The organism is Methylobacterium sp. GXS13 (genome assembly GCF_001455965.1).
Classification (GTDB): Bacteria; Pseudomonadota; Alphaproteobacteria; order Rhizobiales; family Beijerinckiaceae; genus Methylobacterium.
Window position 1 is genome coordinate 307,980 of the sequence record NZ_LKKO01000001.1, and the last position, 21,532, is coordinate 329,511.

The window sequence follows — 21,532 nt, forward strand, 5'->3', positions numbered from 1 at the left end:
AATCGCGCGTCCGGTCTGACTTCGCTGCGAAGACGATGCGCAGAGCCGCCTCACCTTGACGCGCAGGCCGCCGCGGTCGTAGCAGCCGGGCAGCAACGGGACGGGACGGATTCATGACGGGCAAGCGCGCGCTGATCACGGGGGTGACGGGCCAGGACGGCGCGTACCTGGCGCAGCTGCTGCTGCAGAAGGGCTACACGGTCACCGGCATCGTGCGCCGCTCCAGCCATGCCGGGGTGTTCGACCATAGGTTGAAGTGGCTCGGCATCCTGAACGATGTCGAACTCGTGGACGGCAACCTGCTGGATCAGTCGGCCCTCCTGCGCATCGTCCAGAGCGCCAAGCCCGACGAGATCTACAACCTCGCCGCCCAGTCCTTCGTCACCTCGTCCTGGCAACAGCCGCTGCTCACCGGCCAGGTGACCGGTCTCGGTGCCGTCCATATGCTCGAATGCCTGCGCTCGGTGGCGCCGAATGCGCGCTATTACCAGGCTTCGACCTCCGAGATGTTCGGCCTGATCCAAGAAGCGCAGCAGAGCGAGACGACGCCGTTCTATCCGCGCTCGCCCTACGGCGTGGCCAAGCTCTACGCCCACTGGATGACCATCAACTACCGCGAGAGTTTCGGGCTGCACGCCTCGAACGGCATCCTGTTCAACCACGAGAGCCCGCTGCGGGGCGTCGAGTTCGTCACCCGCAAGGTCACGGACGCGGTGGCACGGATCAAGCTCGGCATGCAGAAGGAGCTGCGGCTGGGCAACATCGACGCCAAGCGCGACTGGGGCCACGCCCGGGACTACGTCCAGGCGATGTGGCTGATGCTGCAGCAGGACAAGCCCGACGACTACGTCATCGCGACGGGACGGACCACGACGGTGCGGGACATGTGCGTGATCGCGTTCAAGCATGTCGGGCTCAACATCGACGATCACCTGATCATCGATCCGGCGTTCTTCCGTCCGGCGGAGGTGGAGGTGCTGCTGGGCAACCCGGCCAAGGCGAAGGCGACCTTCGGCTGGGAGGCGGAGACGTCGCTCGAGGCGCTCATCACCGAGATGGTCGACGCCGACATCAAGCGCCTCAGCGCCAACGCCTGAACGGCCCTGCGCCGGCCGGTCTCGCCACCGGCCGGGTTCGGGCCCATATCGCGCGCGTCATTCGCGAGAGAGGCGCGCCGTGAAAACCTATCAGCTTTACATCGACGGCCAGGACGTCGACCCGGTCGAGGGCTCGTGGTTCGAGTCCGTCGACCCCTACCGCGGCGAGCCTTGGGCTCGGATCCCGCGCGCCTCAAAAGCCGATGTCGACAAGGCGGTGGCCGCCGCCAAGCGTGCCATGTGGGACGGGCCCTGGGCGACCATGACCGCCTCGGCCCGTGGCAAGGTGCTGCGCCGGATCGGCGATTTGGTTGAGCGCGAGGCCAAGGCGCTGGCTGAAGTCGAGGTTCGCGACAACGGCAAGCTGTTCGCCGAGATGTACGGCCAGACCCGCTACCAGCCGGAATGGTGGTGGTACTATGCCGGCCTCGCCGACAAGGTCGAAGGCGCCCAGGTTCCGATCGACAAGCCCGAGACCTTCGCGTTTACCCGGCACGAGCCGGTGGGCGTGGTCGGTGCGCTGACGGCCTGGAATTCACCGCTGCTGTTCGTGGCCTGGAAGTGCGCACCCGCCCTTGCAGCGGGCTGCGCCGTGGTGGTCAAGCCTTCGGAATTCGCGTCCGCCAGCACCTTGGAATTCGCCCGCCTGACCAAGGAGGCGGGGCTGCCGGACGGGATGTTCAATGTCGTCCCCGGCTATGGCGGCGAGGCTGGCAGCGCCATCGTGGAGCACCCGGATGTCGCCAAGATCACCTTCACGGGTTCGGATGTCACCGGCGCGAAGGTCTACGAGGCGGCCGCGCGCCAGATCAAGCGGGTGTCCCTCGAACTCGGCGGAAAGTCGCCCAACATCGTGTTCGCCGATGCCGACCTGAAGGCCGCCGCCGCGGGGGCGATCTCGGGCATCTTCGCCGCCACCGGGCAGACTTGCATCGCCGGGTCCCGCTTGCTCGTGCAGAACAGCATCCGCGAGGCGTTCGTCGAGCGACTGGTCGAGTTGGCGCGCACGGCTCGGCTCGGCGACCCGATGCAGGCGGATACCAATATCGGACCGATCACCACACCACCGCAATACGCCAAGGTGCTGGACTACATTGCACTCGCCAAGCGCGAGGGCGCGCGTTGCGTGCTTGGCGGCAATCCCGCCACCGGTCCCGGCGTGATTGGCGGTCAGTTCGTCGAGCCGACGATCTTCACCGGCGTCACCAACGACATGCGGATCGCCCAGGAGGAAGTGTTCGGCCCGGTCCTGTCGATCATCGGGTTCGAGGACGAGGCCGAGGCGCTCAAACTCGGCAACGATGTGATCTACGGCCTCGCGGCCGGCGTCTGGACCCAGGATATCGGCCGGGCACTGCGCATGTCGAAGGGCCTGCGCGCCGGGACGGTCTGGGTGAACACCTACCGGGCGGTGAGCTACATGATGCCGTTCGGCGGCATGAAGCGCTCCGGCATCGGCCGCGAGAGCGGCATCGAGTCGATCCGCGAATACCTCGAGACCAAGAGCGTCTGGATTTCCACCAGCCGCGACGCGCCCGAGAACCCGTTCGTGATGCGGTAGTCCATTGGCCGGCGCAGGGGTACTCGATCTCTGTGCCGGCGGGCCCCTTACTTTGAAAAATGCGTGGTCGACATCCGGTCGGTGACGAGTTCGAATGGCACCCAATCGTATTGCTGCACCGTCTCATGGCGGATCAGTTTCAGGGCATCGTCGATCGCCCGGCGCGCCTGAAGGCCGGCATCCTGATAGACCGTCACGGCCATGCGCTTGCGCTGCATCGCCGTTAATCCCTCCGGTGTCGCATCGACCCCGCCGATCAGGATTCGATCGGGTGGGAGCCCGGCCGCCGCGACCGCGTCGGCTGCCCCGATCGCCATCTCATCGTTGTTGGCGACGATCGCGTCGAGCGCGAGACCCTTCGCCAGCCATCCAGCCACGAGCGAAGCGGCCTTCTTGCGGTCCCAGTCCGCGGCGCCTTCCGCGACAACGCTGAAGCCTGGGAAAGCCGCAGCCACTTCCTTGACTCCGCGCGTGCGCAGGGCGGTCGCCGAGTGGCTCGGATGCCCCTCGATGATCGCAATCCGTCCCTTGCCGTCAAGCATCTGCGCGAGCTTCCGCATCTGGAGTCGTCCGGCGACAAGATCGTTCGGCAGGACAAACGCAATGCGCCCGGCAAACCAGTCTTCGCGCGGACCGTTGTTGGCGTAAACGAGCGGGATGTCGGTCTCTTGGGCGAGGCGCGTGATCGTCGCGTTGGCCAGAGGATCGACCGGAAGGATCAGTAAGGCATCGACCTTCGCGGTAATGAACTGCCGAACCTGCTCGATCTGGGTCTCGCCAGCGCCCTCCGGCGCGTAGACGAATTGCACGGCGACGCCGGGAACGGACTTCGCGTAGCTTTCGATGCCGTCGCGCAGCAACTGCGTAAAGCCGTTCGGCTGAACCATCGCGACGCCGATCGTCGTCGCCAGGGCCGGCGTCGCCAAGCTGGCGAGGACGAGGGCACAGGGCGTGGACCGCCGGATCATGGCGAGGACGCAGGCCCGAAAGGAATGGATGCCAGACCGGCATGCGTGCCGGCCGGCGTCAGTCTTCCGGACGATGGTCCAGCCCCGGAGCGTTCGGATCATGGTAGTTGCACCTGCCTGGAGCGGCCGCCGCCCTTTGAAAGCAGTTCGGCGCCGACAATCATGTAAGATTGAAAGTTTCGAGGCGGCCTCGATGGCGCCGATTCTGTTTGATAGTGGGCATGCCTGACCGGCCCCGGCGGCGAGACCGTGTCAGGCGGCCCGGATGCTGTCCAGGAACCGCTGGACTTCCTCGCCCAGGCGCGCGGCATCGCTCGACAGGGCGCTGGCCGAAGTGAGCATCCGGTCGGCCGCGGCGCCGGTATGCTCCGCCGTGCCGGCGACCGTGGCGATGTTCGCCGTGACCTCACCGGTGCCGTTGGCGGCCTGGGCGATGTTGAGCACGATCTCCTGGGTGGCGGCGCCCTGTTCCTCGACCGCCGCGGCGATCGAGGCGGCGGCCCCGCTCATGTCTCGAATCCGGGTCGCGATCCCTTCGATCGCGGCGACGGCGTCGGACGTGGACGCCTTGATGACCGAGACGTGGCCGGCAATGTCGTCGGTTGCGCGCTTCGCCTCGCCTGCCAGTTGCTTGACCTCGGCTGCGACCACTGCGAAGCCCCGGCCGGCATCACCGGCCCGCGCCGCCTCGATGGCGGCGTTGAGAGCGAGCAGGTTGGTCTGTGCCGCGATCTTGGCGATCAGCCCGACCACGTCACCGATCCGGTCCGCCGCGCCGCTGAGGATCTGAACGAATGCGATCGTCTGGGCTGCCTCCGCAGCCGCGCCGCTGGCCATGGCGGAGGAGAGTTCGGCCTGGCGGCCCACTTCCTGAACCGACGCCCCGAGCTCGTCGGCGGCCGCCGCGATCATTCGCACATTCGACGCAGCCTGCTCGGCCGCGGCTGCCACTGTCGTCGATTGGCTGGCCGTCTGTCCGGCCACCTCGCTCATCTGGTGCGCCGTTCCCTGGAGCTGCGTCACCGCGGAGGCGACCGTTTCGACGATCCCACCGACCGTCTCATCGAAGCGCTCGGCCATATCGCGCAAAACGACTTTGCGGTGCTGCTCCGCCTCCAGTCGAACTCGTGTGGCTTCCTCTTCCAGAGACTTGGTGTGCAGCATGTTGTCCTTGAAGACCTGCACGGCTCCTGCGATGGCACCGATCTCGTCAGCCCGATCGCCTCCCGGGATCACGACCGCGAGATCGTTCTCGGCGAGGCGGGCCATCACCTGCGTGATTCTCGCGATCGGCGCGGCCACCCGGCGCACGATGAACCAGCTGATCGCCAGGGTCAGAATCGCCGCGATACACAGGGCTCCGATCACCGCCAGCCGCGATGTAGCCCCGACCGCATCGGCCGCCGCCGTCTGCTCGAATGCCCGTGCCTGCCGATGGACCAGGACGGAGTTCACAGCCTGGGTGAAGGCGATAGCGTCGGTTTGGAACGGCTCGGCGAACACCGTATCGGCCAGCTCGCGCTCACCGGCCCGATCGAGCGCGGTCGCCTCCGCCTCGACGGCGAGGAAGTGCTGCCAGGCTTCGCGCAACCGATGCGCCAATTGCTGCTCATCGGTCCCGGCGATGGTCGGCGCATAGGCGCTCCAGGCCTCTGAGAATGCCTCCTGCGCCCTGAGCGCATCCGTCAGATAGCGGCGGCGCTCCTCCTCCGAATGGGCATTGTGGGCCAGGACGTCCAGCGCCCGAAGCTCCTGGCTCAACTCTTTCATGCGTCCGAGGATCGTGACCGCTTTGATTTCCCCGGAGATCGATCGGCTGACGTCGTTGATCATGCCGATGCGGAATACAGAAAATATTCCTATAGAAGCAGAGACAATAAACAGCGCGACCGAAGACCCGATGATGATGGAACGCAGATTTAAAGACGAAGTTCTTCGCGACTGTGATAATGCAGAGTCCATATGGCAAACCTAAGAATACTGATATTTATGTCCTATCATAGTCTCGGAAATAAATCAACAAGACAGCATAACGTTTTTTAGGCTAGTAAGTCTTGTTGTTTTTCCGACGTATATTAATTTGCCGATCAAATATATTACAATATGATAATGTATATTGTCAGCTCGATACGAAGACCCAGCAAGTCCGCTCCGAATTGCGTTGGAATTGGCGATCGTAAGGCCGGACGTATCAACCGATGCCGATTTCCGGAACCGCCGTCGGCGACGTCTGCCGAGGTGGTGCGGACTGGAATCACCGAAGCGCGATAACGGTTGCGGATGAAGTTGGCGATGTTCGGGGCGGTGAGCAGGGCGGCGAGGCGCAGGATCCGCCCGCCCTTGTCCAGGGCCTGCGTGGTCATGAGAACGTTTGCGCGTAGGGGCTACACTCGACACGCTCCAGAGCGAGAGCATCCTGGGCCGGTACGAGCACAGTTTCGAGGGCGTCGTTGCCGGTGAAGATGGCGAGGGTCACGTCGTCGAGGAAGCGCGGCAGCTTCGCCGATTCGACCTCTAAGGTCTGAGAAACTTCGAGTTTGCGTCGGTGTCTTCGTCCCTCAGACGAGCGTTTGGGCTGATATCGCGGCAGGTCTCGATGAGGGTCACGGGTAGATCTGGCGCCAGCTTGTGCGCAACGAATTCCAGGATCTCCGCATGCGGTACCGAGGAAGCAACCACTCGTAAGGAGGCCGCCGCCCTGGCACCCCAGGCTGCTAAAGCCAGCGCTCCGGTCAAGACGGTTTGACAGGGATGTCTCGCGCAGGAGGCTGCGGAAAGGCTACCGCATCGATCTGGCGATCGGTACAATCCCGATGGGCTCGACGACGTCGGGCTCGGTCAGGGATGGGCCGCGCTTGCGAACAGTGCGGGCGGATCGTTCAGTAGGATCGATCGCAACGCCAGCGCAGCCTCGTGCGGCGTGCGTGTGAGGGCGCGGCGCACGGCTTTGATCAGCCCCGTGCAGATTGATGGAACGAGGCGGTGTCCAAGACGCACTTCACGATTCCGGATTTCTGGGGCCTGCCGTGCAAGGAGCGCGGCCAAGCCGGCGCTTCCCGGCCGCACGCGTTTGAGTGTTTCATCAAGGGTGATGAGATCACCCGCAGCGACGGCGTCACAAGTTTCGGCCGCCGTCAGGTCGGTGAGGACGACCAAGCCCAGGGCGCGAATGGTCGTGTCGTCGGCCGCGCGGAACTGACGCCGCATCGCGGCCGAGGCCCGCTGGCGCAGACCTTCAACAGCCTCCGCCTCCGTGCGTCCGGCCAGGTACCCATCGCGATACCAGATGGCCGCTTCATCGACCGCCGCCTGATCCGCCGCGGACAAGATTGGAAAATTGCGCAGGATTTCTACCCGGGCGCCCTGAAGACTCGGATCGGCATCGAGGGTGGAATCCGGGAAACGATCGTTCGCGACCATCTCGGTCACGACGCCGGCCGCCCGCAACTGCGCAGGATCGGGAATCCAGATGTCCTCAGGCGCCACAGACATGGTCCGCGCTACGAAATCCGGTGTCACGCCAGCTGCGAGATAGGCTGCGCGCTCGGCCCCTGGATCGACCGCCTCGAATTGGCCCCCCGGCCCGAGCTCATAGGGGGCGTGAAAGCCGAGCTGCCCGCCTGCGGCCAAGAAACGGGTGCGTCCGCGGACGAAGATGAGGGTGCAAGCCGACGCGCAGACGTCGGGGACGTAGGTGGTGAGACTGCGTTCCGCGACCAGCGCCCCAAGGGCTTGCCCCTCGTCGACCAGGCCGCCATCGCTGGTGAGATGGATGCGCTCCACGTTCGGGTTCGCCGCCAGCAAAGCCGCTACGCGTGCCGCCACGCCCTCGGTGAGATCGCCGGCCAACCGGATGTCCCGGCCGCCCGGGCCGAGGGCCACCCGCGTGTCGGCTTCCGTCGGCTCGCTGGAGGACGCAGCCGATTGCGAGGTGAACGCAGGCGCCGGGACCGAAGCCATGATTTTGGTCAGCGGCGAGAGTGCGACAAACCCGGTGGCTCCGATGGCAAAGGCGCATAGACCTGCTTTCACCGGGCGCCCCCATCCGGGCGTTTCAATAAATCGCATGGCGAGGCTCTCCAGCCCATGCCGCCGCGCACGGGGCGTGCTGCGAACGCGCACTATTCGCAGCTCCCATCGAAACGACAGGCGTATCGTTGCTAATGAGGCGTGGAGCCTATTGAAGGTAGGCGACGAACATCTCGGCGACGGCGCGGGCCGCGTAATCTGCCGGATTCTCGCCGCGCTGCACCGGGAAGGCGTCGACGATCATCCGCCCGCGGAGGATCTGCTCGACCTCGTCGGCCATCAGCCCCTCGGCGAGGGCATTCGCCAGGGCTGCGCGTCCGTGGGCGTGATGGCGGGGCAGATCGCCGGACAGTGCGATATCTTGAGCGGAAGTGGGGACGAGAAAAGCCTTCAGGGCTTGCGCGTCACGGGATGTGGGGGGCGTCAGCGTGTCGTGCGTGCGCATCGTGCGTCATCTCCAAGGCTAGGTTGCGTGTCGATCTCGGTTTCGAGAACCGACAACACCGCGCCCAAGAGGATTTTGCCGCCATAGCTCTACGTGCGTTGACGATCACTCTGCCCTCCATCCGCCAACTCTGACGATCTGCATCGGGAACGGGCTGAGAATAGTACCGAGGGACGGGAATGTGCTCCCAAATTACGGTTGCATCGCAGACTGGATCCCTCGTCCATAAGCCGTGCAGGAGCAGGGATCGGCTTCCGGCCCGCGTGCGGCGTGGTCGTTTTGCCCGGCGCCAGCCTTTCGCAATCGGCGTGGCGACGATCCACTAGCCACTCGACTCAACGTCTCGCCATGGGCTCCGACCAGTCGGACCCCGACGGCTTTTGTTCCAAATTGTGCCAAGGATACGAAGATCAGTCCGCAAGCTGTTTGGTACTGGTTCGACGAAGAGGCTTCGCTACGGTTCCGCGCTCAATCACCGCCTTCGAATGCCTTGCGACGGTGCCGACGGGTATGTTCGGCAACTGATCGCGTCGTAGCCGCTACGCACGATGCCAAGCTTGCTGTGTCGATCGCATGGTGCACAACGACATCTTCTAAATCGGCGACCCGTAGTGTTTGACGGAGTGCCGATATTTGCCGCTTCGCTTTGTGCCCACGCGATCAGAAGTGACGGCGTAGCAACACTTTATGGAGGTGACTGAAAGATCAAACGGCCGAACGACTGTCTGCATCGGTTCTATCACTACGCCGACCATCTCAACTGCAACTATCGGCACGGACCCCTGCGGTTCTGCAACACGCCAATCCGACGATTGCTGAACACAAGGATCCGACAGCCCATATCAATATGGTCAAGATCTTTGAGGCCAAAGTTTTAGGAAAACTGCCAGTCTGGGCTGTAGACTGCCACGTAGGATGAGTGGTTGGCGCCCCAAGCCGGGTCGACCATTTTGGCAAGCGCTTTGCGCGCAAGTTCCATGCGTTGTGGCCGGTCGTCCGCAGGAAATTCAGGGCTACCCAATGCAGCAATGCAAGCGTTGAGGCAGGATCGATATTGGCCGGTATTGAACGCCATCACGGCAAGCTTGTCCTGCATGCCATAGCTGTACATCCACGGCTGAATGAAAAGTCCATCGGCAGGCATCGATAATTCGACCCCTGCTTCTGCATAATGAAATCCCTCGACATAGCGTTTTTTAATCTGGCAGAATCGGCTTGCATGATAACGCGCCTCGATCCGGCGCGGATTAACTTCGATGGCTTGATCAAAGACAGCAAGCACGTTGTCGAACGGCTCTTCCAATACCTCCATCAACAAGGCTGCGCTGAGAAAGCTGATATAGATTTCTTCCGTCCAAAATCCTAGCTTCGTTCTCTTTAAAAAATACTTCAGTGCCTTGCGATGCTCTGCGAAATCGCGATAGCTTTGCGCAAGATAAAACGTGTACCGTGAAATCAGGAACGGATCTTTTTCTTTTTCCAGGGCCTTTTCAAGTACTTTGGCGTCGCGAACATAAGTCATCTCATCACGGCGGCGCGCACCGTCATGGCCTCGACGCATTGCGATCGGCAGCGTCCCCGTCCAAACTAGATCCTTGCACTCCGCAAATTCGTGCAGGACGCCGCGGTAGCGCCAAGGCAGTGTATTCTTGAACAGTTGCGTGCGGGGATACCGCATCGTCGTGTCATGGATCTGGAGACTGTACCCGGGCGCATCAAGATGCGGCATCACGAAGCCGGCCGGGACAATCAACTCATCGTCCGCATCAATGACGATCGTATAATCACCATGTGGCCGGGCGAGATCCAGGGCTTCTGTGCGATTATGGGCGAAATCGACCCAGGGTCGCTCCACCAAGGTACCCGGTACATCGGCTAAGGCGGTCCTGATAATGTCTTGCGTCCCATCGGTCGAACCGGTGTCGACGATGATCCAATGATCTATAAATGGGCGTACTGATGCGAGGCACCGCCGAATAACCGGCGCCTCATTCTTAACAATCATAGAGAGACAGAGTTTCTGACCGGAAGGAGTCATCTCTAATAGACTTCTCGATGCAACAATATGCAAGACTTAGGGTTTGTGATTCCGTCTTGTAGCGAGCCGTTATCGCTTTCGCAAAGGAAAAAACCATCATATTTTTGGAGGTTTCAAATTTTAATATCTAAAAAGTTGAAGACTATTCAATATATAAACTGCTATTACGCATTAGTGTCAATTATCCGCGCAGTGGTGATTTAAAATACCAGAATGGCCCAGTATTCGTAGAACTTTTGACTGTCCTTACTGAACTGTCAATTTTCCGCGGCATCAGATTGCGAAAGCCGCGTCTGTGAGTGTCGTATCCGAGGCCTCGTCATGAGAAAGAGGGCATGTCTCAGTGTCGGGCGCATCGAAGGCGCTCGGTTGCCGTGTGCGCCAGAACCGACGGTTCGTCCTACCCAACACAAAAAGCAAAGTTCACGTCCCGCCGGCACCACGGTGACGAACAAGGTCGATCGTCGATAGGCCTGCGGGGAGCTGAATCATCCTGGCTGGATCAGTCAGATCTCATGCCCCCTTGTCCGCACACGCAACGCGCGCCGCTGCGCACACGCCGATCCCGACCGACACGCGGCGCGCCGAGCCTCGGCTCAAGCCCCCACCACCATACCCATCTCTCACCCCACCGCCCGCGAGGCCTCCCGAACCTGGCGGGTCGCGCGGTCGACCTGTTCGCTGGCCTGGGCGATCGTGTCCATGCCCGCTGCGATGGTCGAGACGCCGTGGGAGGCGGTCTGCATGCTGCCGGACATCTCGCGGGTCACCGCCGATTGCTCCTCCACCGCGGCTGCGATGGTCGAGGAGACCTCGTTCAGCGTCCGGATCGTGCCCTGGATCGCGTCGATCGCGCCCACAGCCTCCCGCGTGGCCGATTGCGTCGCCGCGATCTGGCCACGGATCTGGTCCGTGGCCCGCCCGGTCTGCTCGGCCAGGGCCTTCACTTCGGAAGCGACCACAGCGAAGCCGCGGCCCGCTTCTCCGGCGCGCGCCGCTTCGATCGTCGCGTTGAGCGCCAACAGATTCGTCTGTGCCGCAATCCCGGCGATGAGGCCGACCACGTCGCCGATCTGGGTGGCTTGATCGCTCAGGCCGGCCACGATGCCGCCGGTATGCTGGGCCTGTGTCACCGCTTGCCCGGCGATCGAAGCCGCGTGGCTCACCTGCCGGCTGATCTCGTTCACCGAGATCGAGAGCTGCTCAGCCCCCGACGCCACCGCTTGGATATCGTCGGACACGCGGCCGACCGTATCGGCCGCTGTCCCGGTCTGGCGGGTGACGTCCGCCACGGCTTGCCCGATCGCGTCTAGATCCGTGTCGATCGCCTGCCGGGCTTCGGCGCGACGCTGGCGCTCGCGGACCTGCACGGTGATGTCGGTGGCAAACTTGACGACCTTGACGGGGCGGCCGCTGTCATCGCTGATCGGGTTGTAGGTCGCTTGGATCCAGACCTCGCGGCCGTCTTTCCCGATTCGCCGATACTCGGCGGACTGGAACTCGCCGCGCCCCAGCGCCGCCCAGAAGGCGCGGTAGGCCTCGCTCGACCGCTCAGCCTCGGTGACGAACAGCCCATGGTGGCGGCCGACGATCTCGTCGAGCGCGTATCCGACGGCGCTCAGGAAATTCTGGTTGGCGCTCAGGATCGTCCCGTCGAGGGCGAAGGCGATGACCGCCTGCGAGCGGTGCAAGGCGGCGATCTGCCCGTCGAGGTCGAGAGCCCGCAGCTTTTGCGCCGTGATGTCGGTGGCGAACTTGATGATCGTGGTCGGCCTGCCGGCCCGGTTCAATACCGGGTTGTAGGTCGCCTGGATCCAGACCTCCCGCCCATCCTTCCCGATGCGCTTGTACTCGGCAGTCTGGAAGGCGCCGCTCCGGAGCTTATCCCAGAGGTGTCGGTAGGCCTCGCTGTCGCGTTCCGCCGGGTCGACGAACAGGCTGTGAGGACGACCGCGGATCTCGTCCAGCGCATAACCCATCACCGACAGGAAATTCGCGTTGGCATCCAGGATCGTGCCATCGAGGGCAAACTCGATCGTAGCCAGCGACCGGTTCAAAGCCGCCCACTTAGCCCGCTGATTTCGTCCACCGGCCAGGCGATCGAACATCGTTTCCTCCAGATGCGCGGACCCGCTGCAGGGCGCGTGTTGGGACCGCCCCGGGCAGCGCCGATGGCCGGCCCAACGCGGTCTCGGCAATCCCGGCGCGCCAGTAACAGCCACGCCTTGATCACGCGTTAAATCAATGAACGCATCATAAACTATGACAAATCGCATTGCAGCCGAACATGTCCAAGCAAATTTTTTCAGTCGCACGCAGGGGTTGCAGCCTTCCGCTGCTATTTTCATTGCGGTGGAATGGGCGATGAACGCATCGACCATCATTGTCGAACGACGGAAACGCCAGATTTCCTATCAAGTGATGCCTGGCGGTGCTCTGTAGCCGTGGGCGAAGAACCGTAACGGCGATGCGCCCCGCGAAAATGCCTCCTCATCTCAGCCGGGCTTGCGGTTTCGCCTCTCCGATGATGCCGTTTCGAGATGGAATGCATCCGCCCGTGCGGGACCGAAGAGCGTCTCGGTGCAACGTGTCCGTGCACGGATGCCGACACAATGAACTTGAAAGCGCGCCACGAGTCACAGGAATGTGAGACGGCTGGCCCCAAGATCGGCCCCTTTCACGGCAACACAGCACGCCCCCACGCTTCAACCTGCCAGGAAGCGCAGCTGCGACGGTGGAGGCGCCGATCATCGAAACTCTCACCGGCATCGGCGGTATGGGGCCGCCCAACGGTATCCGGTCGCCGCGATGCCAGGTGGATGTTCAGTCTGTTCGGCTGAGCGTCGCTTCGATCCGGCCGTGTGGCTCGTCCGTCGGCAGAAACACGGTGCCGTGATTCTCCAAGCCGAAAGGGTTCAGGTCGATCGGTACGTAGTGCTTGTTCGGCATCACGAAGGCGATCTCGGTCACCTCCGGAACTGCCGCCAGCACGGCCTCGCCCATCCGGTACATGCTGTCCTGCACGCCGCGACTGTAGGTGGTTCCGAACACGGTGAGCAAGGTCGCGAGGATCCGCGCATTGGCGGTCTCGCAAGCTGCCGGCTGCGCCGACCAGGTCCAGGTCGCATCCATGCTCGTGGCGGCGATCCGGTCGGTCGTGTCGGGAAGCGTGCGGTAATCGTCCGCCACGAAGCCGGCCCAGCCCGATTGGGTGGTCTTCATGAAGGTGTAGCCGCGCAGTCCGGACTTCAACATCGATCCAGCCCGGCCGGCCTCCAGCCCGACATATCCGAAGCCGTTGTCGTCTCGGGTGAAGGTGTGGCCGTGGTGTACACCGTCGACAGCGTGGCGCAGCCAGCGGGTCTCCTCGGCCTCGATCGTGACAATCTCCACCTGCGGATAGGTCTTCAACAGCACCTCAGCCACGGCGGCGACGAACCCCTCCGTATCGAGGGACAGATTCTTCGCCGCCGTGACGTTGACGATGTTCTTGATGCTGTCGGTGGCGATGCAGGATCGGTTGTCGCCCTGGGTCCAGGCGGCGTCGAAGCGTCCGGTCAGCAGCACGGACAGCGTCAGCTCCCGCGGGACATGGTGGTCACCCGAGCGGGTCAGCCGCATCACCCGGACCCGATCCTTTCCGTAGCGCGATGCCGTCAGAGCCATCATGATCTCCGAGAAGAAGCCCCCGCCCGGGCCCGTGCCGAGACGGAGCTTAGGGTGGGAGCGAGTGCTTCTCCAATGCAAGGCAGCGCACCGGCAGGCATATTGCTAGCCTGACCGGAAGCCTGCTGGCAGGAGGCCAGGGAGCGGCGGTGGACCTCAACACGATCGAGACCGTGATCCGGCCCCGGGACCGGGCCGACCTGCCGGACTGGCGAGACGGGGATGTCTGCCTGGCCGGCGGGACCTGGCTCTTCTCGGAGCCTCAGCCCGGAAAGCGGCGGCTCGTCGACCTGACGGCGCTCGGCTGGGCACCCGACGCGATCACGGCGGAAGGTCTGACGCTGGCGGCGACCTGCACCATCGCTGAGCTCGATCGACTGGAGCTGCCGCCAGACTGGATCGCCGCCCCATTGGTCGGGCAATGCTGCCGGGCACTGCTCGGATCGTTCAAGGTCTGGAACGTCGCCACGGTCGGCGGCAACCTGTGCATGGCCCTACCGGCCGGGCCGATGATCGCCCTGGCCGCGGCCCTGGAGGCCATTTGCACGATTTGGGCGCCGGACGGGAGCGAGCGCCGTCTCCCGGTGACGGAGTTCGTGCTCGGGCCGCAGCAGAACGCCCTTCGACCCGGGGAAATCCTGCGCAGCCTGACGTTTCCGGCCTCCGCCCTGACCCGGCGCACCGTGTTCCGGCGCATCAGTCTGAGCCCGAACGGCCGCTCCGGGGCGCTGCTGATCGGCACGCGCGATTCGGCCGGCGCCTTAACAATAACCGTCACGGCCTCGATCCGCCGGCCCCTGCGCCTTGGCTTCGCGGCCGTGCCGCGTCGCGATGCACTCGAGCGCGCGCTCGCGGAGACGATCCCGGACGAGCTCTATTACGACGACGTGCACGGAGCGCCGGACTGGCGCCGGCACATGACCCAGCACCTCGCCGGAGAGATTCGCGATGCGCTGGCGGATGGGGCGCCGGCATGAGGCTCACGATCAACGGCCAGAGGCACGATGGCGCGCCGCGCCCCGGGCAGTGCCTGCGCACCTATCTGCGCGAGGCCGGCTGGTTCGGGGTGAAGAAAGGCTGCGACGCGGGCGATTGCGGCGCCTGCACGATCCATCTGGATGGCGAGCCCGTGCATAGCTGCCTGTTCCCAGCCTTCCGGGCCGAGGGGCGCAGCGTCACCACCATCGAGGGTCTGGCCGGGTTCTGCCGGCCGGAGGATGCGGCGCCCGACGCCCTGCACCCGATACAGGCGGCCTTCCTGGCAGCCCAGGGCTTCCAGTGCGGCTTCTGTACGCCGGGCATGATCATGACCGCGGCCGCCCTCGACCAGGGCCAGAAGCGGGATCTCGGCATTGCCCTCAAGGGCAATCTCTGCCGCTGCACCGGCTACAGGGCCATCCGCGACGCCATCGCGGGTAGGGCGCATCGTGACACCACGGCGGGCGGCGATCCGATTGGCCAGAGCCTGCCCGCCCCGGTCGCTTCCCAGGTGGTCACCGGGCGAGCCCGCTTCACCCTCGACGCGCCGCCGGCCGACGCGCTCCATATGAAAGTTCTGCGCTCGCCCCATGCCCATGCCCGGATCGTGGCAATCGACACCACGGAGGCCTACGCTATTCCCGGCGTCGTCGCAGTCCTGACCTATGCGGACTCGCCGCAGCGTCGGTTCTCCACCGGCCGCCATCAGGATCCGCGCGACGACGCTGCCGACACCCTGGTGCTCGACGCGATCCTGCGCTTCGTCGGCCAGCGCGTCGCCGCGGTGGTGGCGGAAACCGTCGCGGCCGCCGAGGCCGGCTGCCGGGCGCTGCGTGTCACCTACGAGGTCCGCCCGGCGCTCCGCGATCCGGATCGGGCCCTCGCTGCGGACGCCCCGACAGTTCACGATCCGTTGGACCGACCTGGCGATGATGCGCCGCCTCTGACCCGCCACCCGAACCTGAGCGCGGAGGTGCACGGCGAGGTCGGCCATGTCGAAGCAGCCTTCTCCGAGGCCAATCTGGTCTACGAACAAACGTTTCGGTCGCAACGGGTCCAGCACGTCGCCCTGGAGACTCATGGCTGCCTTGGCTGGCGCGACCCGGATGGACGCCTGACGCTCCGGACCAGCAGCCAGGTGCCGTTCCTGACCCGTGACGCTCTCTGCAACCTATTCGGGTTTGAACGCGACGCCGTGCGGGTGGTCTGCGCCCGGGTTGGAGGCGGCTTCGGCGGAAAGCAGGAGATGCTGACCGAGGATCTCGTGGCGCTCGCAGTCCTGCGCACCGGCCGACCGGTGATGTGGGAGCTGACCCGCCAGGAGCAATTCACCGCCACGACCACGCGCCACCCGATGCGGGTCACCGTGAAAGTGGGCGCGCGCCGGGACGGCCGACTCACCGCGATCAGCCTCGAGGTCCTTTCGGAGACCGGCGCCTACGGCAACCATGCCGGCGGCGTAATCCATCACGGCTGCAACGAGGTGCTGGCCGCCTATGCCTGCCCGAACAAGCGGGTCGACGCCTGCGCGGTCTACACCCACGCGCTGCCGGCCGGTGCCTTCCGGGGCTACGGCCTGAGCCAGACGATCTTTGCGTTGGAATCGGCTCTCGACGAGGTCGCGCGGTCCCTCGGCATCGACCCGTTCGATCTGCGCCGGATCAACGCCGTTCGACCGGGCGACCCGATGGTGTCGAACAGCCTGGAGCCGCACGACGTGGTGTACGGCAGCTACGGGCTGGACCAGTGCCTCGACCTTGTTGAGCGTACCCTGAAATCCGATCCGGGCCCGGAACCCGAGCCCGGCTGGCGCGCAGGGACCGGCATGGCGATGGCCATGATCGACACGATCCCGCCCCGCGGCCACCACGCCGACGCGCATGTGAAGCTGGATCCGGAGGGCCGCGTCACCGTGCGGATCGGAACGGCCGAGTTCGGCAACGGCACCACCACGGTCCATCGCCAGATCGCCGCCTCGGTGCTCGGCATCGCGCCGGACCGCGTCCACGTCGCGGGCGCAGACACCGACGCGGTCGACCACGATACCGGGGCCTACGGCAGCACCGGCACCGTCGTGGCCGGCCTCGCAGTGCTCCGCGCCGCCGAAGCGCTGGCGGAACGGATCCGCGAGCGCGCCGGGGAGCTCTCCGGCGCGGAGCCGGCCGCCTGCAGGCTCGCGAGCGGCATGGTGGAGACGCCGAGCGGCCCGATGGCACTGAGCGAGATCGGCCCGCTCGCGGCGCGGGGCCGGGCCGATGGCAGCCCGCGCTCGGTGGCGTTCAACGTCCAGGCCTTCCGGGTCGCGGTCCATCCAGTGAGCGGCGAGGTCCGCATCCTCCGTAGTATCCACGCCGCCGATGCCGGCACGGTGATCAACCCGATGCAGTGCCGCGGCCAGGTCGAGGGCGGGGTCGCGCAGGCGATCGGCGCCGCCCTCTACGAAGATCTGGCGATCGATTCCGACGGCCAAGTCGTCACCCAGGCGCTGCGCGATTACCACATCCCGGCCTGCGCCGACGTGCCGGAGACCGAGGTGCTGTTCGCGAACACCCATGACAGCGTCGGCCCCTTCGGGGCAAAGTCCATGAGCGAATCGCCCTACAATCCGGTGGCGGCGGCGCTCGGCAACGCGATCCGCGACGCCACCGGGGCTCGGCTTACTGCGACGCCGTTCGCACCCGACAGGATTTTCCGCGCCGTCATGGCTGGCGTGAGCGGGGAGGGGTGATGGACGTCAAGCGCGAGGCCGCGATCCCAGCCTCCGGTCCAGCAGGCTTTCTGGAGCGGCAGTTCCGGCTTTCCGAGCACGGCACCACCGTGCGCACGGAGCTGCTCGCCGGCCTGACCACCTTCCTGACGATGGCCTACATCGTATTCATCAATCCCAGTATCCTGGCCGATGCCGGCATGCCCAAGGGGGCAGTGTTCGTGGCGACGTGTCTGGTCGCGGCGCTCGGCTCCCTGGTGATGGCACTCTACGCCAACTATCCGATCGCCCTGGCGCCCGGGATGGGGCTCAACGCCTATTTCGCCTACGTGGTGGTGCTCGGCATGGGCTTCACCTGGCAGGCCGCCCTCGGGGCGGTGTTCATCTCCGGGCTGTGCTTCCTGGCGGTCACCCTCACGGGCCTGCGCGCGATCATCGTCGAGGGCATCCCGCGCTCGATGCGGATCGCCCTCACGGTGGGGATCGGGCTGTTCCTGGCCGTGATCGCGCTCAAGAATGCCGGCATCATCGCCGCGAGCCCCGCGACCTTCGTGACGCTCGGCGACCTGCACAAGCCGAGCACGGTGCTGGCGGTGATCGGCTTCCTGATGGTCGCGGCGCTGTCAGCCCGGAAGGTGAAGGCGGCGCTTCTCACCAGCATCCTCACCGTGACGGTCCTCAGCTTCATCTGGGCCGGCAACGCCTTCCAGGGCGTGGTCTCGCTGCCGCCCTCGATCGCCCTGACCCTGTTCGCCCTCGACCTCTCCGGCGCCCTGTCGGGCGGACTGCTCCACGTCGTCCTGGTGCTGTTCCTGGTCGAGCTGTTCGACGCCACCGGCACGCTGATGGGCGTGGCGAGCCGGGCCGGCCTGCTCGCCGAGGGACGGATGCAGCGGCTCGATCGAGCCCTCATGGCAGACTCCGCCGCGATCTTCGTAGGCTCCCTACTCGGCACGTCGAGCACCACGGCGTATCTGGAGAGCGCCTCCGGGGTGGCGGAGGGCGGCCGCACCGGGCTCACCGCCGCCACCGTGGCCGTGCTGTTCCTGGCCTGCCTGTTCTTCGCGCCGCTGGCCGGTGCCGTCCCGCCCTACGCCACCGCGCCGGCCCTGTTCTACGTCGCCTGCCTGATGCTGCGCGACCTCGTCGACCTCGCCTGGGATGACCCCACCGAGGTGATCCCAGCCTGCGTGACAGCCCTGCTCATGCCCTTCACCTACTCGATCGCCACCGGCGTCGCTTTCGGGTTCATCACCTACGCGGCCTTGAAGCTGCTGACGGGCCGGGCTTCGGAGGTCAAACCGGTGGTCTGGGTGATCGCGGCCCTGTTCCTGTACAAATTTGGCGAGACCGGCAGCACGCATTAGCGGAACACGCGACGGTTCTCTGCCTGCTCCGCAACCATCCCCTGTCTTGCCTGGGTGCTGCAGGGGGCGATCCAGCGCCACTTGTCTGCAAGGCGAGTGTTCAGGCCGTCGGCCTCTCCGAATCCCAGCGCCGCCACGCGGCTCCCCAAGGCCGGATGGGATCTCGCGTTTCGGCGCCACGTCCGCAGGGCAGAGCTGAACTCTGCCAGCCTGTTCTGTCCGGCCGCTGACCTGAAATCGCCGTCCTTGGTCCGGGCCGGTTTTGTCCGTGGGATCGTAAAGAGCAGAGGCTGGAAGCCGACTACCTTACGGTAGCTTCGACCCGTCAGCGGCAGCCGTCGCCTTCGACGGCTGCCGCGCGCTTTGGCGCTGTTACGTCAGGCGAGCCGCCGCCCAGGCGATGTGGTCGGCCATGAAGGTCGAAATGAAGAAATAGGAGTGGTCGTAACCCTCGCGCATGTTGAGGGTCAGGGCGATGCCAGCCTTCTTGCAGGCTTCCTCCAACAGCCACGGGCGCAGGCCGTCCTGCAGGAAGCTGTCGGCGGTGCCCTGATCCACCAGGAACTCCGGGAAGCGCTTGCCGTCCTCGATCAGCGCTGTGGCATCGTGGGCGCGCCAGGCGGCCGGGTCGGACCCGAGATACTTCTCGAAGGCAGGCTTCGACCAACCGGCCGTGGAGGGCTGGGCGATCGGCGCGAAGGCGGAGCAGGACTTGAAGCGGTCCGGGTAGGTCAGCGCGATGGTAAGCGCCCCATGGCCGCCCATGGAATGGCCGAAGATGCCCTGGCGGGTCATGTCGGCCGGAAATTCCTTCGCGATGAGCGCCGGCAGCTCGTCCGTGATGTAGCTCCACATCCGGTAGTTCTTGTCATAGGGCGCCTGCGTGGCGTCCAGATAGAAGCCGGCGCCGGAGCCGAACTGCCAATTGCCTTCCTCGTCCGGGATGCCGGGGCCGCGCGGGCTGGTATCCGGGGCCACGATGATCACGCCGTGCGCGGCGGCGGCAGCGCGGTACTCGCCCTTGTCCATGACGTTGGCGTGCGTGCAGGTGAGACCCGACAGGTACCACAGCACCGGGACGGGGCCCTTCTCGGCCTGGGGCGGCACGAACACCGCGAAGGTCATCGGGCATCCCGTGGTCCGGGCATCGTGCTTGTAGACGCCTTGCGTGCCGCCGTGGGCGCGGGCCTTCGAGATGGTTTCCATCGGCTGGGATCTCCTGCTCGGGACGCGAAAGCCCCGCTCGAGGGCCGGATCGCCGGCCCGGGGCTTCGCGAATGCGGGGATATGCGAGGGGCTCCCCGGCCTTGCGGGCGGGGGAGCCCCGGATCTGTTTATCTCAGTAGACGACCACGGACCGGATCGACTTGCCCTCGTGCATGAGGTCGAAGCCGTGGTTGATCTCGTCGAGCGGCATGGTGTGGGTGATCAGATCATCGATATTGATCTTACCCTCCATGTACCAATCGACGATCTTCGGCACATCCGTGCGGCCGCGGGCGCCGCCGAAGGCCGAGCCCTTCCAGACCCGGCCGGTGACCAGCTGGAACGGACGGGTCGAGATCTCGCGGCCGGCCTCGGCCACGCCGATGACGATCGACTCGCCCCAGCCGCGATGGCAGCACTCGAGCGCCTGGCGCATCACGTGGACGTTGCCCGTGCAGTCGAAGGAGAAGTCGGCACCGCCGCCCGTGAGATCGACGATGGCCTGGACCACCTTGTCGGTGCCGACCTCGTTCGGATTGATGAAGTCGGTCATGCCGAATTTGCGGGCCATGGCCTGCTTCTCCGGGTTGATGTCGACGCCGATGATCTTGTCGGCACCCACCATCCGGGCGGCCTGAAGCACGTTGAGGCCGATGCCGCCGAGACCGAACACCACCACGTTTGCGCCGGGCCAGACCTTGGCCGTGTAGATCACAGCGCCGATGCCGGTGGTCACGCCGCAACCGATGTAGCAGATCTTGTCGAAGGGGGCGTCTTCGCGGATCTTGGCCAGCGCGATGGCGGGCAGGACCGTGAAGTTCGAGAAGGTCGAGCAGCCCATATAGTGGAAGACGGTGTTCGATCCGGAGGGGCTGCCACCGGTGGAGACGCAGGAGAAGCGGCTCGTGCCGTCCGGCATCACGCCCTGGCCCTGGGTGGCGCGGATCGCGGTGCACAGGTTGGTCCGCTGCGAGAGGCAGGACTTACAGTTGCGGCATTCCGGCGTGTAGAGCGGGATGACATGGTCGCCGGGCTTCAGCGCGGTAACGCCGGCGCCGACCTCGCGGACGATGCCCGCGCCCTCATGGCCGAGGATCGCCGGGAACTTGCCCTCGGAATCGAGGCCCGAGAGGGTGTAGGCATCGGTGTGGCAGATACCGGTGGCCATCAGCTCGACGAGAACCTCGCCGGCCTTGGGCCCCTCGATATCGATGGTCTCGATCGTGAGGGGCTTCTTGGCCTCCCACGCGACCGCGGCGCGCGTCTTCATCACGTGTTCCTATTGTCTGGACGATCACGGACGGCGTCGAACGGCCGACTCTTCGGCGCGCGACGCTCCAGGGCGGCACACCGAACGGTCCGAAAATCTGTCGCGTGTGTGATGCTTCTGGCGCCAGGATGCAACGTCTGCGTCCGCGTTTTACGGCCTGCGCCCGGCGTTCTGGCAGGTTCAGGGTGTGCGTCGCACCC

At 65.1% G+C, this 21,532-nt stretch carries 15 protein-coding genes; 5 read left to right on the forward strand and 10 right to left on the reverse strand.

The genetic code is table 11. The features are described from left to right. Positions 1-113 precede the first annotated feature (113 nt). The gene (gmd, locus tag AO398_RS01620; protein ID WP_058190263.1) at positions 114-1,097 is read left to right on the forward strand and encodes a GDP-mannose 4,6-dehydratase; all 984 of its coding nucleotides are present in this window, start codon (positions 114-116) and stop codon (positions 1,095-1,097) included. A gap of 79 nt (positions 1,098-1,176) precedes the next feature. Beyond that, a complete protein-coding gene (locus AO398_RS01625) occupies positions 1,177-2,658 on the forward strand; it encodes an aldehyde dehydrogenase (RefSeq protein WP_058190264.1) in 1,482 nt (493 codons plus the stop codon). 47 nt (positions 2,659-2,705) lie between these two features. Here the strand turns inward: AO398_RS01625 and AO398_RS01630 are convergent, their stop codons facing one another. The 8 genes from AO398_RS01630 to pucL form a co-directional block, all read right to left on the reverse strand. Further along, positions 2,706-3,584 carry a substrate-binding domain-containing protein gene (locus AO398_RS01630; RefSeq protein ID WP_244498628.1) on the reverse strand — a complete coding sequence of 293 codons (879 nt, stop codon included), beginning with the start codon at positions 3,582-3,584 and terminating at the stop codon, positions 2,706-2,708. A gap of 294 nt (positions 3,585-3,878) precedes the next feature. Continuing rightward, the gene (locus tag AO398_RS01635) at positions 3,879-5,588 is read right to left on the reverse strand and encodes a methyl-accepting chemotaxis protein (RefSeq protein ID WP_082643081.1); all 1,710 of its coding nucleotides are present in this window, start codon (positions 5,586-5,588) and stop codon (positions 3,879-3,881) included. Between the two features lie 134 nt (positions 5,589-5,722). Beyond that, positions 5,723-5,989, reverse strand: a complete 267-nt coding sequence (locus tag AO398_RS29255; RefSeq protein ID WP_244498629.1) for a hypothetical protein — start codon at positions 5,987-5,989, stop codon at positions 5,723-5,725. Between the two features lie 475 nt (positions 5,990-6,464). After that, entirely contained in the window at positions 6,465-7,748 is a 1,284-nt protein-coding gene (locus tag AO398_RS01640) for a hypothetical protein (RefSeq protein WP_244498631.1), read from the reverse strand. Positions 7,749-7,803: 55 nt separating this feature from the next. Next, on the reverse strand, positions 7,804-8,100 hold the full coding sequence (locus AO398_RS01645) for a hypothetical protein (protein WP_058190268.1): 297 nt from the start codon (positions 8,098-8,100) through the stop codon (positions 7,804-7,806). Between the two features lie 874 nt (positions 8,101-8,974). Then, a complete protein-coding gene (locus AO398_RS27210; RefSeq protein WP_244498632.1) occupies positions 8,975-10,105 on the reverse strand; it encodes a glycosyltransferase in 1,131 nt (376 codons plus the stop codon). A 656-nt stretch (positions 10,106-10,761) separates the two neighbouring features. Continuing rightward, positions 10,762-12,246: a PAS domain-containing methyl-accepting chemotaxis protein gene (locus AO398_RS01655; RefSeq protein ID WP_058190270.1), complete on the reverse strand. Its 1,485-nt coding sequence runs from the start codon at positions 12,244-12,246 to the stop codon at positions 10,762-10,764. Between the two features lie 715 nt (positions 12,247-12,961). Continuing rightward, positions 12,962-13,804, reverse strand: a complete 843-nt coding sequence (pucL, locus tag AO398_RS01660) for a factor-independent urate hydroxylase (protein ID WP_058190578.1) — start codon at positions 13,802-13,804, stop codon at positions 12,962-12,964. A 149-nt stretch (positions 13,805-13,953) separates the two neighbouring features. Between pucL and AO398_RS01665 the strand changes: the two genes are divergently transcribed. From AO398_RS01665 to AO398_RS01675, 3 genes are read left to right on the forward strand one after another with little or no spacing between them, the layout of a single operon-like run. Continuing rightward, complete coding sequence (locus AO398_RS01665) at positions 13,954-14,781, forward strand: FAD binding domain-containing protein (RefSeq protein WP_058190271.1); 828 nt, start codon at positions 13,954-13,956, stop codon at positions 14,779-14,781. Next, on the forward strand, positions 14,778-17,510 hold the full coding sequence (locus AO398_RS01670) for a molybdopterin cofactor-binding domain-containing protein (RefSeq protein ID WP_058190272.1): 2,733 nt from the start codon (positions 14,778-14,780) through the stop codon (positions 17,508-17,510). The genes AO398_RS01665 and AO398_RS01670 overlap by 4 nt, the downstream gene beginning before the upstream one ends. Continuing rightward, positions 17,510-18,856, forward strand: a complete 1,347-nt coding sequence (locus tag AO398_RS01675; protein ID WP_058190273.1) for an NCS2 family permease — start codon at positions 17,510-17,512, stop codon at positions 18,854-18,856. The genes AO398_RS01670 and AO398_RS01675 overlap by 1 nt, the downstream gene beginning before the upstream one ends. Before the next feature lie 372 nt (positions 18,857-19,228). Here the strand turns inward: AO398_RS01675 and fghA are convergent, their stop codons facing one another. Together fghA and AO398_RS01685 are read right to left on the reverse strand one after the other, a co-directional pair. Further along, positions 19,229-20,062 carry an S-formylglutathione hydrolase gene (gene fghA / locus AO398_RS01680; RefSeq protein WP_058190274.1) on the reverse strand — a complete coding sequence of 278 codons (834 nt, stop codon included), beginning with the start codon at positions 20,060-20,062 and terminating at the stop codon, positions 19,229-19,231. 133 nt (positions 20,063-20,195) lie between these two features. After that, positions 20,196-21,332 (reverse strand): S-(hydroxymethyl)glutathione dehydrogenase/class III alcohol dehydrogenase, encoded by a 1,137-nt coding sequence (locus AO398_RS01685; protein ID WP_058190275.1) that lies wholly within the window; start codon positions 21,330-21,332, stop codon positions 20,196-20,198. Between the last annotated feature and the right edge of the window lie 200 nt (positions 21,333-21,532).

What these genes read in the sequence shown, in the direction of transcription:
- AO398_RS27210 (WP_244498632.1), bottom strand. Translation starts at nt 10,105, where the DNA reads ATGATTGTTAAGAATGAGGCGCCGGTTATTCGGCGGTGCCTCGCATCA.
- AO398_RS01655 (WP_058190270.1), bottom strand. Translation starts at nt 12,246, where the DNA reads ATGTTCGATCGCCTGGCCGGTGGACGAAATCAGCGGGCTAAGTGGGCG.
- AO398_RS01675 (WP_058190273.1), top strand. Translation starts at nt 17,510, where the DNA reads ATGGACGTCAAGCGCGAGGCCGCGATCCCAGCCTCCGGTCCAGCAGGC.
- pucL (WP_058190578.1), bottom strand. Translation starts at nt 13,804, where the DNA reads ATGGCTCTGACGGCATCGCGCTACGGAAAGGATCGGGTCCGGGTGATG.
- AO398_RS01635 (WP_082643081.1), bottom strand. Translation starts at nt 5,588, where the DNA reads ATGGACTCTGCATTATCACAGTCGCGAAGAACTTCGTCTTTAAATCTG.
- gmd (WP_058190263.1), top strand. Translation starts at nt 114, where the DNA reads ATGACGGGCAAGCGCGCGCTGATCACGGGGGTGACGGGCCAGGACGGC.
- AO398_RS01685 (WP_058190275.1), bottom strand. Translation starts at nt 21,332, where the DNA reads ATGAAGACGCGCGCCGCGGTCGCGTGGGAGGCCAAGAAGCCCCTCACG.
- AO398_RS01645 (WP_058190268.1), bottom strand. Translation starts at nt 8,100, where the DNA reads ATGCGCACGCACGACACGCTGACGCCCCCCACATCCCGTGACGCGCAA.
- AO398_RS01670 (WP_058190272.1), top strand. Translation starts at nt 14,778, where the DNA reads ATGAGGCTCACGATCAACGGCCAGAGGCACGATGGCGCGCCGCGCCCC.
- fghA (WP_058190274.1), bottom strand. Translation starts at nt 20,062, where the DNA reads ATGGAAACCATCTCGAAGGCCCGCGCCCACGGCGGCACGCAAGGCGTC.
- AO398_RS29255 (WP_244498629.1), bottom strand. Translation starts at nt 5,989, where the DNA reads ATGACCACGCAGGCCCTGGACAAGGGCGGGCGGATCCTGCGCCTCGCC.